Origin of the sequence: Paralysiella testudinis (genome assembly GCF_016894345.1) — a bacterium.
In the GTDB taxonomy this organism is placed as follows: domain Bacteria; phylum Pseudomonadota; class Gammaproteobacteria; order Burkholderiales; family Neisseriaceae; genus Paralysiella; species Paralysiella testudinis.
Genome location: NZ_CP069798.1, coordinates 1,959,954 through 1,974,930, shown reverse-complemented (window position 1 = coordinate 1,974,930; position 14,977 = coordinate 1,959,954). Strand labels below are relative to the sequence as shown.

Here is a 14,977-nt window from a genome sequence, read left to right as displayed (position 1 = left end):
CCGAATGTCTGGAAAACGAGCCGGAAGCCGCACCTGCCCTTAACTTGGAAAGCGAGGACGAGAATATGTTACTGCGAAAAGCCACTTTAACACAAGCCGCACGGCAAGCATTCGGGCTGGCGCGTGATCCGTTTAACGATGAAATCGGCAGTGCGGAAGATGTGTTTTTAACGCCGGATATCCGCTATGTGCGGGAAGCCATGTATCAGGCTGCTGCCCACGGCGGCTTTGTGGCCGCGGTAGGCGAAAGCGGCAGCGGCAAAACCACCCTGCGCGAGGATTTGGAAGAGCGCCTGTTGCGTGAAAACCGCCCGGTATTGCTGGCGCAGCCGTATGTATTGGCGATGGAAGAGAACGACATCAAGGGCAAAACCTTAAAGGCCGCCCATATTGCCGAAGCCATTTTGGAAGCGGTATCGCCCGGCAGCAGCCCGAAGCGCAGCCCCGAAGCACGCTTCCGCCAGATTCATCAGGCGCTGATTGAATCGCATAAAGCGGGCAACCGCCATCTGCTGATTATTGAAGAAGCCCACTGCCTGCCTTGGGTGACGCTGAAACACTTAAAACGGTTTGCCGAATTGAAACACGGCTTTGCCCGCTTGTTGGGGATTGTGCTGATCGGGCAGCCGGAGTTGGCGCACAAATTGGCTGAAAACAACCCGCAAGTGCGCGAAGTGGTGCAGCGCTGTGAGATTGTGACCCTGCTGCCCCTTTCCGACGGCAAGCTCAAAGGCTACCTGAAACACAAGTTTGAGCGTGCCGGTGGCGATGTAGACAAGATTATGGACGATGCCGCCATCGACCAAGTGGCCGCCCGCCTGACCATCCACAGCCGCGCCAGCCGCGAGATGGCCGGCCAAAGCCTGCTGTATCCGCTGGCAGTCAACAATCTGGTGGCCGCCGCCATGAATCAGGCGTATATGCAGGGCGATGCGGTGGTGTATGCCGATGCGGTGGCGGGGGCGTGAGATGGAATACCGCAACCAATGGGGCTACCCGGTAGCCGAAGAATCCGACAGTTTAGGCACCATCTGGCTGCGTGCGCTGTGCCTGCGTTTGGTGTTGGCCGCACTAATGGCCTTGGGCTTGGGCATGGTGCCGCTGCTGGATACCCCGCCGCAGGCGGCGGCGACGGCGACAGCTGCCGATAACGCGGCAGACGACCGCGCCGCCGATGCGGCATGGCAGGCGGTGTATGGCGGCATGAGTGATAACGATTTGGCCAAAGGCTGGGTGTTGGAGCCGGTGGCCGGGGAAGAGGCAATCAAATGAAAACGGTGAAATTCAATATCTCGTGCGTGGGGCTGTGCGCAGACTGTGATTCTGCGTGGCTGTTTGAAGAAGAAGTGCCGGAGGATTGGGACAACATGACAGATGACGAGCGGGAAGAGTGGGCGGTGGGCGTGTTTAGAGAAACCATACAATGGGGCTGGGTGGCGGAAGATGAAAATTAAATGCCCTGCCTGCGGCGCTGCCGCCAGCATTGAAGTGCTGATTGCCCACGACGATGCCCGCAGCCTGATTGTGGCGCTTACCGGCATCTCGGACGACACCGCCAAAGCAGCGCTGCGCTACCTTGGCCTGTTCCGCCCGGCGCAAAAAGACTTGAGCTGGGCGCGGGCGGCTAAGCTGTTGGCCGAGCTGGTGCCGATGATTCAGGCAGCGCAGATTACCCGCAAGCACCAAAGCTACCCTGCGCCGCGCGAAGCATGGATTTGGGCGTTTAACCGCTGCATCGAGGCACGGGATTTGGGCAAGCTGCAAACCCCGCTCACCGGCCACGGCTTTTTGCTGGAAAACCTGACTTTTTGGACGCCGCAAAAACCACAGCAGCAACAGTTTTGCCCTCTCCCCAGCCCTCCCCACGGGGAAGGAGCAGTAAGCACCAAGCTGCGCGATGGCGTGGGCGGGCTGATTGCGTGGGCGCAGAAAGGGGCGGAAATTGACTTCTTGAAAGAAGAAATCGCGCAGGGCTTTATCCGGCTGGCCGCCCTGAATTTAAAAGGCCGCCCCGCCGCCGCCGACTTGGCCGCTGTAGCCGAAGTGTGGGTGGGCTTATTAAGGCAGCGCAATGCGGTGTGGGATGCAGAGCGTGACCGCGCAAGGATTCAGGCAGCCTTTACACAGATAGCCTTAAGCAGCAGTGAATGGCCAAACCCGCGCGACCTGATCCACCATCTGCCGCCGCTGCCGGAGCAGCGCAAGCTGAAACACAAACACCCGCCCACGGCCAGCGGCAAAGCGGCACTGGCGCGGATACAGCAGATTATTAACCAAGCCCTGCACGATGCGCCAATGGTGCAAACCGATTGGATACACGGTCACCGCAGCCGCACCGCAGACGAATGCAAACGGATTTATGCCGCAAGGCAACACAAAAAGGACAACACGATGAACCAACAGATTGATTTAAGCCAATACCGTGAAGACGCCCGTGGTGCGCTGGTGCCGGTAAGCGCCATCCGGCCGATTGACCTGATGCGCGACGATTTGGTGAACGAGCTTTTCGATGCCATCGAACCCAAGGCGCAGGCCTATGCCGAATCAAAACAAAAGGCATTGAAACCGTGCGCACCTTTGTGGACGTGAGCGCGGCGGAATTTGATGTGAAGCCCAGCAAAAAGGCAATGTCACCTTAACCAGCTTGGACGGCAAACGCCGGGTGCTGGTGGCCATGCAGGACGTGCTGACGTTTGACGAGCGCCTGCACGCTGCCAAAGCCCTGATTGACCAGTGCTTGGAAGAATACAGCATCGGTGCCAATGCCAATCTGAAAGTGATTGTGCAGCAGGCATTTGATGTCAACAAAGAGGGCAATATCAGCACCAGCAAAGTGCTGGCCTTGCGCAGCTACAATATCCAAGACGAAAAATGGCAACGCGCCATGCGGGCACTCACCGACAGCCTCACCGTGCATGTGTCGCGTGAATACATCCGCCTGTACCGCCGCGATGAGGGCAGCGGCGAATATGTGCGGGTGGATGCCGATACGGGGAAGGCTTGAATATGGAAACCTGGGCAAAATTATTTGAATCGGCAGGCCGTCAGGTATTGGTGCGCAAAGAAGAAAATGCTGTGGTGCCGCTTGTTTCACACTAACCCGCCGGGCGGCGGCTCCGCCCAAACCAACTTAAGGAAATCAAAATGACCAAATCCGATTTAATCGATGCCATCGCCGCCGAGGGGGGTATCAGCAAAGCGGCGGCAGGCAAGGCGCTGGCGGCGTTTGAGCGTGCCGTTTCAGGCAGCCTGGCCGCAGGTGGCGAAGTGCAGCTGGTGGGCTTCGGCACTTTTTATGTGGGCGAACGTGCCGAGCGCCAAGGCCGCAATCCCAAAACCGGCGAGCCGCTCACCATTGCTGCGGGAAAGTCGCCTAAATTCCGCGCCGGCAAAGCACTGAAAGACGCCGTGCAGTGATGCTCAATCCATGCCGCTGTGCCATGCGCGGCGGCATGTGTGGAACATTACGATTAAGGGGAAGCCGATGAAACTCACCGCCGCACAAAAGAAAGCTAAGCTAGTGCGCCTGCTGCATGTGGCCAAAGGCCAGCTGATGCTGGACGACAGCGCCTACCGCACCCTGTTGGCCAATGCCAGCCGCGGCAAAACCAGCAGCAAAGACATGAGCCTGCCGCAGCTGGAGGCGGCGCTAAAGGCGATGCAGGCGCAAGGCTTTGTGATGACGGCACCCAAGCGCCAGCCCGCCACCCGCCCCGACCTGCCCATCTACCACAGCGATGGGCAGAGCCAAATGATACGCGGGCTGTGGATTGAGCTGCACACCAAGGGCGTGGTGTTCGACAGCAGCGAGCGGGCATTAAACAACTACGTTAAAAAGATGACCGGGGTAGCACATTACGGCTGGCTTGGTACAGCGGATTCCAGCCGGGTGATTGAGATGCTGAAACAATGGCGGCAACGGATGGAGAAAAAACGCAGGAAAGGAGCGGTACACGATGGCAGCGTACACGGTTAAAGATTTTGTGGCAGTGCTCACCGATGCGGTATTGCGCCAATTGCTCTCACAAGGCATGCCGCGCAGCAAGGCGGAAGCAGCTGCCGATGAGGTGGTGGATTTGGTGATTGATGAGCTTGGCGGGTGGAATTTTTATGTACCCAAAGACATCTCCACCCGCGCCCGCGCCCGCAACCGTAAAATTTACGAAGAATGGAGCGGCAATAATCATGATGATTTGGCATTAAAATACGGCCTCACCCGCACCCGCATTTACACCATTATCAAGGAAGTGCGGGCGCAGATTTTTGCTGAAAAGCAATCCGACTTGTTTGATGAACCGGAGAATGCCCGGTAGCCCGGTCTCAAATGCGCCTGACCGATGCTGTAGATTCAAAACATACCAATACTTACCCATGCCGCCAAATGCGCTTAAAACGCCGATTTGGCGGTTTTGTTTTTTTAAGCCCTAATGCAATTTTTAAAACGTTTTAAAAGACCGCAAACAGATTTACGCCCAAACTCCCCATAACGATTGAGGGAGTTTTTTTATGTCCAAGCAGTTTGAAATCTTTAAAGCCGGCACCCGCACCAGCGCCGACGGCAAGGTGTGGCACATCAGCGATGCCGATGTGGCACGTGCCGCTGCCGTGTACGACCCGGCAAAGCATGAAGCGCCGATTGTCATCGGCCACCCCAAGATGGACGCGCCCGCCTACGGCTGGGTGCCGGCGCTGTCTGCCGCTTCAGGCAGCCTTTCAGCCGAGTTTGCGCAGATGGATGCCGACTTTGCCGAGGCCGTGGCTGCCGGGCGCTATAAAAAAGTTTCTGCCTCATTCTGGCCGCCCGGCCATCCCAATAACCCGGTGCCCGACAGCTACTACCTGCGCCATGTCGGCTTTTTGGGTGCGCACGCACCGGCGGTAAAAGGGCTGCGCCCGATTGAATTTGCCGCCAACGAAACCGGGATTGTGGAATTTAGCGAAGCCGCCCACGAACACACCGCCGGTGTGCTGCGCAGCCTGCGCGATTGGCTGCTGGCTAAATTCGGCCAGGCCGAGGCCGATGCGGCGATACCCGGCTGGCAAATCGAAAGCATCAAAGAAATGGCGCGTTATCACGATGCGCCGATTGAACAGGCCGCGTTTGCCGAAGCGGCGGCCATCCCATCCACCCCATCCGAAGACCAACCTCATGACCACCCGAAGGAGACCGATATGTCCCAAGAAACAGCCGCCGCGCTGGCTGCCGCAACGGCGCGTGCCGATGCGGCGGAAGCCGAAGTAAAACGCCTGCAAGCCGAACAAACACAAAGCCTGCTGGCCGCCGGCCATAAAGCCAATGCCGATTTTGCTGAAAGCTTAGCCGCTGACGGCAAGCTCAAACCCGCCGACAAGGCGCTGGTGGTGCAGCTGCTGAACTTTGCCGAATACCCGCAGCACACCGCAGCCGAATTTGGCGAAGGCGATGCGGTGCAATCGCTGGCCGAGGGCTTGCGCGGTTTTTTGCGTGCCCTGCCGCCGGCAATGGAATTTGCCGAAACCGCCACCGCCACGCGGGCCGCTGCCGGCACACCCGCCGCTGTAGCGGATTTTGCCGAGGCTGATGCCGACACGGTGGCGCACCACCAACGCGCCCAAGCGCTGATGGCCAAGGAAGGCATTAGCTACGAAGAAGCGGCACGCCGCACCGCCATCTAACCCCCAAGAAAAGGATAAACACATGAGCAAAACTTATCTGGCCGGCCTGCGCGAAAAAGACCAGGTGCTGACCAATCTGGCGCTGGGCTACAAACAGGGCGCATTTATCGGCGAGCGTGTGATGCCGGTGGTGATGACCGACAAAGAGGGCTTGAAAGTACCCAAATATGGCAAAGGCTCGTTTGTGGAATACACCACCGAGCGTGCCGTGGGCGCGGCCAGCAACATCATCACGCTGGACAGCCACGATTATCTGCCGGTGGTGCTTGAAGAGCACGACTTGGCCGCCGGTGTCGACTACCGCGTGCAGCATGAATCGCTGTTTGACGAGCAGGCCAAAGCCGCACGCCGCGTTACCGCCGGGGTGCAGCTGCGCCAAGAAATCGAAATTGCGCGGCTGGTGCAGTCGGCAGACGTGTACGAATCCGGCCATGTGCAGGATTTGGCCAACACCAAACGCTGGAGTGAGAAGTTATCCGATCCGCAAGTGGATATTGCCAATGCCAAAGAAGTGGTGCGCGCCGCCTGCGGGGTGAAACCCAATGTGCTGGTGCTGGGCGCAGCGGTATTGCACAAGCTGTGCCTGCACGAAGGCTTACGCGGCCTGTTGGCCGGCAGTGAGCGCAAAACCCTGCTCAACACCGAGATGCTGAAAAACCTGCTCGATGTAGAAGAAATCATTGTCGGCGCCGCCGTGGCCACGCCGGATGGCAAAAAGGCCACCAAAGACATCTGGGGCAATTTTGCTTCGCTGCTGGTGCGCCCCACGGTTTCGGCCGCGGGCAACGACGAGGGCGAGCCGTCTTTCGGCTACACCTTCCGCCGCCGCGGCATGCCGGTAGTCGACCGCTACAACGAAGTGGGCGGCAAAGTGGAATACGTGCGCTACACCGATATCCGCAAAGCAGCGGCCATCGGCGGTGCCTGCGGCTTTTTGTTCCAAAACCCGATTGCCTAATCATAAGGCTGCCTGAAACACCAAGGCTTCAGGCAGCCGCAACAAGGAGTGTGAAATGTCTAAACCAACCAAACAGGTGGTGTTGACCACCACCATCAAAACCACCGGTAAGGTGGTGGCCAACCGCTTTGTCGGCCACAGCGGCAAACAAGCCGTCGCCGATGAAAAAGTATACGGCGTCGCCCCCTACGATGCCGACAGCGGCGACACCTTGGCGGTGGACATCCTCGGCATTGCCGTAGTGGAAGCCGGCGGCGTGCTGGCGGTTGGCGATGATGTGTCTGCCGATGCCCAAGGCTGCGCGGTTAAAACTGCGGGCGGCAAAGTGGCCGGCAGCGCCCGCACGGCAGCTGCCGCAGCCGGTGATTTGATTCAAGTGTTTTTGAAAGGTTAATCATGGCCATTAAAGTGTATATCGCCCAAACCCCGTTGATTATGCAAGACGCGGCGGGCAAAGAATTCCGCGTGGAAACCGGCGAGGCGGTGGCATTGTCGCCCGAGCAATATGAGCAGGTGGCCGCGCATGTGACTGTAAGCGAAATCTCTGATGAGGCTTTGGCTGAATCGGGCTATGCGCCGGATGGTGAAACACCTTTGGCCGAAGCGGCAACGCCCAAACGCAGCCGTGGCAAGGCGGCGGAGTAAGCCATGTACATCACCCGCGAAGATGTGGCCGCGGCGGTGAGCCGTGCCGAGCTGGTGCAATTGTCGAATGACGAGGGCTACGGCGAGCCGGACTGGCAGATTGTAGACCGCGCCATTGCCTACGCCTGCGAGCTGGCCGACGGCTACCTGATGGGGCGCTATGCACTGCCGCTGGAAACCGCGCCGAGTATTTTGCGCCATCTGTGCACCGATATTGCGCGGCACTGGCTGCACCAGCGGCGCATCAACGCGGCGGATTTTCCCAAGCCGCTGGAGGCGGCTTATGGCAATGCCGTGAAGCTGCTCGAGCAAATCCGCGACGGCAAGATTCATTTAGGCATCCGCGCGGCGGCAGCGGCCACCGAAAAACCACAGCCGGAAGGCGGTGCCTACCACGTGCGCGGCAAGGCCAAGCAGGATTGGAGCGGCTACTGATGAGCGCCACCCTGCCGATACTCACCGCGCTGCGGGCGCACCTTCAGGCAGCCTTGCCTGAATACGAAGTGGCACTGTTTCCCGACCGCCCCGATGGCTACCGCTTTATCCACCCAAAGGGCGCGGTGTTAATCGGCTACCAAGGCAGCAAATTCACCCAATTGGAAGCCTTGGGCATGATTGCCCAGCAGCGCGACATCACCCTGAACCTGACCGTGTTCGGGCGTGGCGTGCACCACGACGGCGCAGCATTGGATTTGCTCGATGCGCTGCGGCTGGCGATTGTGGGCTACCGCCCGCCGAACTGCCAGCCCTGCCATCTGCTTGCGGAAGGGTTTTTAAGTGAAGACGGCGGCGCATGGCAGTACGAATTGCGTGCGCAAACCGAAACCCAGCAAGTACAGCGCATTACCGAGCCGAACCTGCCCAAGCTCACCGGCGTGTACACCCGCCAAAGCACCGACCCGCTGAATCCCGACCTGACACCCAAACCTTAAGGAGCAACACTATGGCAGCAGCCTATCTGCACGGCATTGAAACCATCCGCATCGATGGCGGTAGCAATCCCGTCTATACCGTAGACGGTGCCATCACAGCCATTATCGGCACCGCCCCCACCGGTGCGGTAAACGAAATCACCGTGTGCCAAACCAAAAAAGACTTTGCCCGTTTCGGCACCATCACCGGCAAAGGTTTTACCCTGCCCGATGCCGCCGATATCTGGACGCGCTACGGCAGCGGCATTGCCTATGTAGTGAACGTATGCGACCCGGCCAAGCACAAAACCGGTGTAACAGACGAAGCACTCAGCCCAGACCCCGACACCCTCACCGCCAAAACCGCCCACCCGGCCTTGCAGGCAGGCTATGCGGTAACAGACGGCAGCACCCCGCTCACCGAGGGCAGTGGCTACCGCATCGATACCCTTAGCGGCGAGATTGTGTTTGCCGCCAAGCCCACCGCACCGAAAATCAGCTACACCTACACCGACCCGGCCAAAGTAAACGAAGCCGATATTATCGGCGCCTATATTGCCGCCACGGGCAAACGCACCGGCATGGAAGCGCTCACCGAAGGCTTTAACCGCTTTGGTGCCGATGCCAAAATCATCATCGTGCCGCAATTCGACAAAACCGCCACCTGCGCCGCCGCCATGATTACCTTGGCCGAAAAACTGCACGCCATCGCCTATATCAGCGCCCCGGCCGCCACGGGCTTAAGCCAAGCCATCCAAGGCCGCGGGCCCGAAGGCAACATCAACTTTAAAACATCCAGCGACCGCACCCATTTGTTTTACCCGCATGTTACCGGCCTGCTCGGTGTCGAAAGCCTGGCCACCCACGCCGCCGGCCTGCGCATGAAAACCGACGTCGAGCACGGCTATTGGTTCAGCACATCGAACCGCGAGCTGCAAGGCGTGGTGGGTGCAGAAGTGGCGCTCACCGCCCGCGCCGACGACCCGCAGGCCGAAACCAACCGCTTGAATGAAAAAGGTATCAGCACTGTGTTTAACAGCTACGGCACCGGCTTCCGCCTGTGGGGCAACCGCTTGGCCTGCTTTCCTACGGTAACCCACCCCAAAAATTTTGAAGTAGCCCAGCGCACCGGTGATTTGATTGACGAAAGCATCCGCCGTTTTGAACTGCAATATCTTGACCGCCCGATTGACGATGCCCTGATTGACAGCCTGATCGGCAGCGTGCGCACTTATCTGGGCACCCTGCGCAGCATTGTGGGCTATAGCGTGGATTTGGATTACGACTACGATTTGGTTGACGCTTTCAGCAAAGGCCAAGTGCCGATTGTGTACGACTACACCCCCAAACTGCCCGCCGAGCGCATCACCAATACATCGGTAATGACCCGCAAATATCTGGTTAACCTGATTAGCCAACAGGCTGCCTGAAAGGAATAAGCAATGAGCGAATTAAACGCAATTTACAACGCCAACGTGTATGTGAACGGCAACAGCCAGCTTGGCCGCGCCAGCGAGTTTAAGCTGCCTGAAATCGAAATCGGCATGGATGAACACAAAGGCCTAGGCATGGTGGGCACCATCAAACTGCCCAACGGTGTGGAAGCATTGGAAGGGGAAATCACTTGGAACAGCTTTTATCCCGATGTGTTTACCCAAGTGTACAGCCCGTTTAAGGCGGTACAAATGATGGTGCGTGCCAATGTGCAGGTATTCAATGCGGCGGGCTTGGCGCAAGAAGTGCCGATGGTGACGATGGTAACCGCCACCTTCAGCAAAAACCCGCTGGGCAGCTACAAGCCCAAGGAAAAGGCCGAATTTGCCAGCACCTACCAAGCCACCGAAATCCGCCAAACCATCGCCGGGCGCGAAACGCTGTATTTCAACGCCTTCACCAACCAATACCGCGTGAACGGCCAAGACCAGCTGGCGCAAATGCGGCGCAATATCGGCGCGTAAGGCTTGCGAGTTTGAAAAAAGCGGCTTTAAAGACCGCAAACACCCCGGTGGGCAAAATCAACTCATGGTTTACGGCATTAGACGGGGTTGCACGACGTTGCACCCGTTTGGACAAGGTGGTTTTTTTGGCCGCGCCACCCGGCCACTTTGAAAAAGGATTGCAAAATGAGCAAAAACGAAGCACAAACACTGCAAGAGCAATTGGGCGTGGGTAAGGTGATTGAATTGCTGGAGCCGCTGGATACGCCCACCGGCAAGGTAGAGAAATTAACCCTGCGCCGGGTGAAGGTGAAAGACTACAAACTGGCTGCCGAGCAATACCCCGACAACGCGGCCTTGCAGCAGTTGACGGCTCTGGCCACCGCCACCGGTTTGATGCAGGAAGATTTTGAGGAATTGTGCTGGGAGGATTACCAGCAAATCAGCCGGTTTTGTCTTGGCACCTGATTGGGATAACTTTTATCAGGCAGCCGCCGATTTGGCTTGGTGGTTCGGCTTTGCGCCCGGCATGATTGACGAAATGTCGCTAGACGAGATTTTGATATGGCAGCAACAAGCCAACCGGCAGATTAAAGCCAAATATTCGAAGATGTAGCACAGTTGGGCAGGGTGCGGTGGGTTTAGCTGCTGCGCCCGGCCAGCATTTTGAATACCAGCGCCACACTACAGCCCGCTATGGCGGCCACGGCACCAAAGAAAATACCGGCCACTGCTCCGATAGTAACAGCACCCAACACCGCCGCAATTATGCTGCCTGTGCTGCTTAGGAAGTAAGCAAAGGTGGAAATCAGGGTAAGCGCGGCCACGGGCAGAAAGAAAGCTGTGGCTACCGAGCCGATGAAATCGTTTTCAAAGTCAGTATTCATAGGTTATTTTTAGCACAGGTACCACACAATGGCAAAAGAATTATTGGTCAGCGTGGCCATCGGCGCCACCTTAACCGGCGCTTTTACCACAGTATTCGGCCGTGCTGAAAAAACCGCCAAAACACTGGGCAATGAGATTAAATCCGCCACTGCCGCCAATGAGGCTTTCGGTAAGGCCATCCGCGCCCGCATGGCACTCAACCCCACGCGTGAGTTGGGCAGCCAGTCGCGTGCCTATGCCGCAATGACGGTGCAAATTGCCAAAGCAACCCAAGCCCAAGACAACCTGAACAAGGCCATTGCTGCTCAAGCGGCAGCGGCACAAAACCGCCAGCGCCTTCGTGGCGAAATGATGGAAACCGCAGGCCATGCCGCCGTAGCGGTAAGCCCGATTGTGGCTGGGGTGAGAAAATTCATTGAGCAGGAAGATGCCGCCATCGACCTTAAGGTGGCGATGATGCAAAAAGACGGCAGCTTCGGCAAATTTGAAAAGCTAGACAAACTGGCCATCCAATGGGGCGGTGATTTGCCCGGCAATAAAACCGACTTCAGCCACATGATCCGCGGTTTGAAAAGTCAAGGTATTTCAGACGATACCATTATCAAAGGCGGCGGCTTGGCCACGGCACAGCTGAATACCGTGATGGGCATCCCGATTGCCGATGGCAGTTTTTTTGCCAAAAACATGGAGGCGCACGGCATAAAGGAAAGCGAACTGCTGGCCTCTGCTGATTTAACCCAACGGGCTTACTTCGCTGCGGGCTTGAGCAAAGAAGATATGTATCAGGCCATGTCATACTACGCACCCAAGGCCAATACACTTGGCCTCACAGGCCTCGAAAATCAAAAGCAAATCTATGCCGTTGAAGGATTGGCAGCCAATAAAGGCTTGGAAGGTTCTTCTTTCGGTACCAACTTTTCCATGATGTTAAGCCAGTTGGCCAAAGGCCCCAAAATGGTGGAAGCAGCCACCCGTGGTATGAAATCCGAGGTGCGGGAAATCATGGAAGCTTCCGGCGCAAAGTTTGAATTTTTCGATACCAAAGGAAATTTGAAGTCATTGCGTGATGTCACCCAAGAACTGGAGTCGGGCTACAACAAAGTCCGTGCCAAATTTGGTGATGAAGGGGCAATGAAAGTATTTGACGAAATCTTCCAACAAGAGGGTGGCCGTGTTGCCAGTATTCTGGCACAGGCGGGTATCGCTGGTTTCGATGGAATGATGGCCAAAATGGATAACCAGGCATCCATTGACAAACGCATTGAAGTGCGCACCAGTTCCTTGTCATCGGCTTTTGAGCAATTGGGTGGTGTGGTGGAAAACACGGCGGCTAAATTCGGTGAAGTATTCGCCCCCGAAATCAAAGCCTTTGCCAATACAGCACAGTGGTTAATTGAAAATTGGGTGATGCCTTTTGTTGAAAACAATAAGGGGCTTATCAAAATTGTATTCGGTTTGCTGGCCGGCTTTTTTGCGCTCAAGCTGACTTTCTTGGGTTTTGCTTATGCCGCTTCAATGGTTGCCATGCCGTTTAGGGCGCTGCTGACCGGGTTTTACAAAGTGAAAGCCTTAAAAAGCATCTGGTCATTACTGCGACTGGCGCAGGTATCGCGGGGTGTCGCCGTATTTCGGACGCTGGGCTTTTCGGCGGCCAATGCCGCCAAAGCGGCTGCCTTGTTTGGTAAGGTTGCAGCACCCTTTACCGCAGCATTTGCCCGTATTGGTGCTGGTGTGGGGGTGTTTGGCAAGTTGTCGGTGGCACTGGGTATCTTGCGCCAAGCTGTGTTTGCGCTTGGTCGTGCTTTCTTGGCTACACCGATTGGTTTGGCCGTCGCCGGTATCGCCATTGCTGCCCTGCTGATTTACAAATACTGGAAACCGATAAAAGCCTTTTTTGCCGGGTTTTGGGAGGGGCTGAAGCAAGGGCTGGCACCACTGCAACCGCTGTTTGACAGCATCGGCAGCGCCTTGGGTGGGTTGTGGCAAACCATTCAGCCGTTTGTGCAGCCGGTGATTGATTGGTTTAAAGACTTTTTTAGTATTACCCAAGTGGCCGAAGGCGGGGCGCGCAGTTTTGGTGAGTCGGTCGGCCTGTGGATTGGTGAAAAAATTGCCGCCGTGGCCGCTTGGGTGGGCGGCAAAATCGGCGAAATCAAAGCCGCGTTTAGCGGCGGCCTTAGCGGCATTCTGGCGCTGATTATCAATTGGTCGCCATTGGGGGCGTTTTATTCGGCATTTTCTGCTGTGCTGTCGTGGTTTGGTGTATCGCTGCCCGCCACTTTTACCGGCTTTGGCCAGATGATTCTGCAAGGTTTGTGGAACGGGCTGAAAGCCAAGTTTGAAGAGGTAAAGGGTTGGTTTTCGGGTGTGGCCGGTTGGTTTGGTTCGGTGATGCAGCAAAAAAACGAAATCGAATCACCCAGCCGTCTGTTTAAGCGCTTCGGCGGTTTTATGATGGAAGGGCTGCAAATCGGCTTAGCCAATGGCGCACCGCGCCCGCTGGCGGCGATTGGCGGCTTGGCCTCAAATCTGCAACAGCGTTTCACCACCGGCGCGGGTGAGCTGCGCAGTAATTTGTCGGCACGGATGCAGGCTGCAAGTGCCGAGTTTGCTGATGCGCGTGGGCAGCAAGCGGCTGCGGCCGTGGCCGGTGGCTATACCATCAATTACAACCCCACTATTCACGCGCCCGGCGGCGATCCGCAGCAGATTCAGGCAGCCATGCAGATGGGGCTGCGTGAGTTTGAGGATATGTTTAACCGGCTGATGGATAGCCGTGCTCGGAGGGCTTATTGATGTTTGCAATGCTGGGCGATGTCCGCTTTGAGCTGCTAAGCAGCTTCACCGATTTTGAAGAAACCCACACGGCCGCATTCGCAAAGCACGATGTGCTGGCCGGGCGTCCGCGTTTGCAGGCGATGGGCAATGAGTTGACTGAAATCCGTTTCAGCTTACGGCTGCACTGGAAATTGGGCAATCCCGATACGGCTTACCGCGGGTTGATTGAAGCCAAGGAAGCGCAAGAGGCCTTGGCCTTGGTGTACGGCAGCGGGCGGCATGCGGGCTGGTTTGTAATCAGTAGTATCAGCAGCCGAACCTTGATTCAAGATGCCAAAGGGCGCACGGCGGCGCGGGAGCTGGATGTGCAGCTCACCGAGTTTGTGGGCGACCCGAACAACCCGCTGCCCACGCCCGGCGTGGCCGCGGGTAAAAATCCGCTGCTCTCCATGCTGCCTGAAAGCGTGCAAGGCGCAGCATCGAAAGTAGCCGAGGCGGTGGAAACCGGTATCCGAATTTATAACGAAGTAGAGCAAGGGATTAACCAAGTGCAAACGCTGATTACCCAAGCGCAGGCGCTTAAAAACAACCCGCTGGCTGTGTTCAGCTTGGCGGGTGATGCCTTGGCCGCTGGGGGCGGGATGCTGGGCAATCTGAACAGGCTGCCTGAAATCGGCGCATGGTTTGGCGATTTGGCCGGGACGGCGGATTTTTTGGCCTACAGCGGCCAAGCGGCACGGCAGCTTTCCGGCGGCGTGGCGGCGCTGCAAAGCGGTATTGACAGCGGCACAGTGGACGACTGGCTGGATGCAGCCGCCGGGTTTGTGGCCGGTGCCGGCGACAGCTTAAACAATGCCGCCGCCGGGGCGCAGGTGCTTACCGGCTGGCTGGCGGTGCGCAAGGACGGTGCCGCATGAGCCGCTCGGTATTGCAGTACACCACCCGCGAGGGCGACCGCTGGGATTTGATTGCGCACCGCTACTACGGCAATGCGCTGCTAATCGACGGGCTGATTGCCGCCAATCCGCATTTGCCGATTGCCGAGGCGTTTGCAGCAGGCTTAACCGTGTTGGTGCCGGTGTTGACGGCCAAGCCGCAAACCGCCCAAGCCGATATGCCGCCGTGGCTGCGGTAAAACCAATGCCGCGCAGCGGCCACACCGTCCCTCTCTCCCAACTGGGAGAGAGCCGGGAGAGAGGGTTAAA

21 protein-coding genes and 1 pseudogene are annotated in these 14,977 nt (G+C 57.4%); 21 read left to right on the top strand and 1 reads right to left on the bottom strand.

Annotated features, from left to right (window positions below):
* Positions 1 to 65 precede the first annotated feature (65 nt).
* From JQU52_RS10185 to JQU52_RS10100, 18 genes and pseudogenes are all read left to right on the top strand, one after another.
* Positions 66 to 968, top strand: a complete 903-nt coding sequence (locus JQU52_RS10185) for an ExeA family protein (protein ID WP_230338379.1) — start codon at positions 66 to 68, stop codon at positions 966 to 968.
* A gap of 1 nt (position 969) precedes the next feature.
* Positions 970 to 1,272 carry a hypothetical protein gene (locus tag JQU52_RS10180; protein WP_230338378.1) on the top strand — a complete coding sequence of 101 codons (303 nt, stop codon included), beginning with the start codon at positions 970 to 972 and terminating at the stop codon, positions 1,270 to 1,272.
* On the top strand, positions 1,269 to 1,454 hold the full coding sequence (locus tag JQU52_RS10175) for a hypothetical protein (protein ID WP_230338377.1): 186 nt from the start codon (positions 1,269 to 1,271) through the stop codon (positions 1,452 to 1,454). Before JQU52_RS10180 ends, JQU52_RS10175 begins: the two co-directional genes overlap by 4 nt.
* Positions 1,444 to 2,589 (top strand): DUF3164 family protein, encoded by a 1,146-nt coding sequence (locus JQU52_RS14775; protein WP_328300342.1) that lies wholly within the window; start codon positions 1,444 to 1,446, stop codon positions 2,587 to 2,589. Before JQU52_RS10175 ends, JQU52_RS14775 begins: the two co-directional genes overlap by 11 nt.
* Positions 2,590 to 2,644: 55 nt before the next feature.
* Positions 2,645 to 3,004 carry a DUF3164 family protein gene (locus JQU52_RS10165; RefSeq protein WP_230338376.1) on the top strand — a complete coding sequence of 120 codons (360 nt, stop codon included), beginning with the start codon at positions 2,645 to 2,647 and terminating at the stop codon, positions 3,002 to 3,004.
* A gap of 131 nt (positions 3,005 to 3,135) precedes the next feature.
* Positions 3,136 to 3,417 (top strand): annotated as a pseudogene (locus tag JQU52_RS10160) (HU family DNA-binding protein); the annotation flags it as partial.
* 67 nt (positions 3,418 to 3,484) lie between these two features.
* A complete protein-coding gene (locus JQU52_RS10155; protein WP_230338374.1) occupies positions 3,485 to 3,976 on the top strand; it encodes a gp16 family protein in 492 nt (163 codons plus the stop codon).
* Entirely contained in the window at positions 3,957 to 4,313 is a 357-nt protein-coding gene (locus JQU52_RS10150; RefSeq protein ID WP_230338373.1) for a Mor transcription activator family protein, read from the top strand. The genes JQU52_RS10155 and JQU52_RS10150 overlap by 20 nt, the downstream gene beginning before the upstream one ends.
* Positions 4,314 to 4,506: 193 nt before the next feature.
* Positions 4,507 to 5,655, top strand: a complete 1,149-nt coding sequence (locus JQU52_RS10145) for a 2-oxoacid:acceptor oxidoreductase (RefSeq protein WP_230338372.1) — start codon at positions 4,507 to 4,509, stop codon at positions 5,653 to 5,655.
* Positions 5,656 to 5,677: 22 nt separating this feature from the next.
* The gene (locus tag JQU52_RS10140) at positions 5,678 to 6,613 is read left to right on the top strand and encodes a hypothetical protein (RefSeq protein ID WP_230338371.1); all 936 of its coding nucleotides are present in this window, start codon (positions 5,678 to 5,680) and stop codon (positions 6,611 to 6,613) included.
* A 55-nt stretch (positions 6,614 to 6,668) separates the two neighbouring features.
* Positions 6,669 to 7,007, top strand: a complete 339-nt coding sequence (locus JQU52_RS10135; RefSeq protein WP_230338370.1) for a DUF2190 family protein — start codon at positions 6,669 to 6,671, stop codon at positions 7,005 to 7,007.
* A 2-nt stretch (positions 7,008 to 7,009) separates the two neighbouring features.
* Entirely contained in the window at positions 7,010 to 7,258 is a 249-nt protein-coding gene (locus tag JQU52_RS10130) for a hypothetical protein (protein ID WP_230338369.1), read from the top strand.
* A gap of 3 nt (positions 7,259 to 7,261) precedes the next feature.
* Positions 7,262 to 7,693, top strand: coding sequence for a gp436 family protein (locus JQU52_RS10125; RefSeq protein WP_230338368.1), 432 nt, complete (start codon positions 7,262 to 7,264; stop codon positions 7,691 to 7,693).
* On the top strand, positions 7,693 to 8,190 hold the full coding sequence (locus tag JQU52_RS10120; RefSeq protein ID WP_230338367.1) for a Gp37 family protein: 498 nt from the start codon (positions 7,693 to 7,695) through the stop codon (positions 8,188 to 8,190). Before JQU52_RS10125 ends, JQU52_RS10120 begins: the two co-directional genes overlap by 1 nt.
* Positions 8,191 to 8,201: 11 nt before the next feature.
* Entirely contained in the window at positions 8,202 to 9,599 is a 1,398-nt protein-coding gene (locus JQU52_RS10115; RefSeq protein WP_230338366.1) for a phage tail sheath family protein, read from the top strand.
* Between the two features lie 12 nt (positions 9,600 to 9,611).
* Positions 9,612 to 10,127, top strand: a complete 516-nt coding sequence (locus JQU52_RS10110; protein WP_230338365.1) for a phage major tail tube protein — start codon at positions 9,612 to 9,614, stop codon at positions 10,125 to 10,127.
* A gap of 165 nt (positions 10,128 to 10,292) precedes the next feature.
* Positions 10,293 to 10,574 (top strand): phage tail assembly protein, encoded by a 282-nt coding sequence (locus JQU52_RS10105; protein WP_230338364.1) that lies wholly within the window; start codon positions 10,293 to 10,295, stop codon positions 10,572 to 10,574.
* Positions 10,564 to 10,722 carry a GpE family phage tail protein gene (locus JQU52_RS10100; protein ID WP_230338363.1) on the top strand — a complete coding sequence of 53 codons (159 nt, stop codon included), beginning with the start codon at positions 10,564 to 10,566 and terminating at the stop codon, positions 10,720 to 10,722. Before JQU52_RS10105 ends, JQU52_RS10100 begins: the two co-directional genes overlap by 11 nt.
* 25 nt (positions 10,723 to 10,747) lie before the next feature.
* On the opposite strand, the gene JQU52_RS10095 is transcribed toward JQU52_RS10100, so the two are convergent.
* Positions 10,748 to 10,993 carry a hypothetical protein gene (locus JQU52_RS10095; RefSeq protein WP_230338362.1) on the bottom strand — a complete coding sequence of 82 codons (246 nt, stop codon included), beginning with the start codon at positions 10,991 to 10,993 and terminating at the stop codon, positions 10,748 to 10,750.
* A 28-nt stretch (positions 10,994 to 11,021) separates the two neighbouring features.
* Here JQU52_RS10095 and JQU52_RS10090 point away from each other — a divergent pair, with 28 nt between their 5' ends.
* Genes JQU52_RS10090 through JQU52_RS10080 form a run of 3 tightly spaced genes read left to right on the top strand, consistent with a single transcriptional unit; the run spans position 11,022 to position 14,907 of the window.
* Positions 11,022 to 13,790, top strand: coding sequence for a phage tail tape measure protein (locus JQU52_RS10090; RefSeq protein ID WP_230338361.1), 2,769 nt, complete (start codon positions 11,022 to 11,024; stop codon positions 13,788 to 13,790).
* Positions 13,790 to 14,689, top strand: a complete 900-nt coding sequence (locus tag JQU52_RS10085; protein WP_230338360.1) for a phage tail protein — start codon at positions 13,790 to 13,792, stop codon at positions 14,687 to 14,689. Before JQU52_RS10090 ends, JQU52_RS10085 begins: the two co-directional genes overlap by 1 nt.
* Positions 14,686 to 14,907 (top strand): tail protein X, encoded by a 222-nt coding sequence (locus tag JQU52_RS10080; protein ID WP_230338359.1) that lies wholly within the window; start codon positions 14,686 to 14,688, stop codon positions 14,905 to 14,907. Before JQU52_RS10085 ends, JQU52_RS10080 begins: the two co-directional genes overlap by 4 nt.
* Positions 14,908 to 14,977 lie beyond the last annotated feature (70 nt).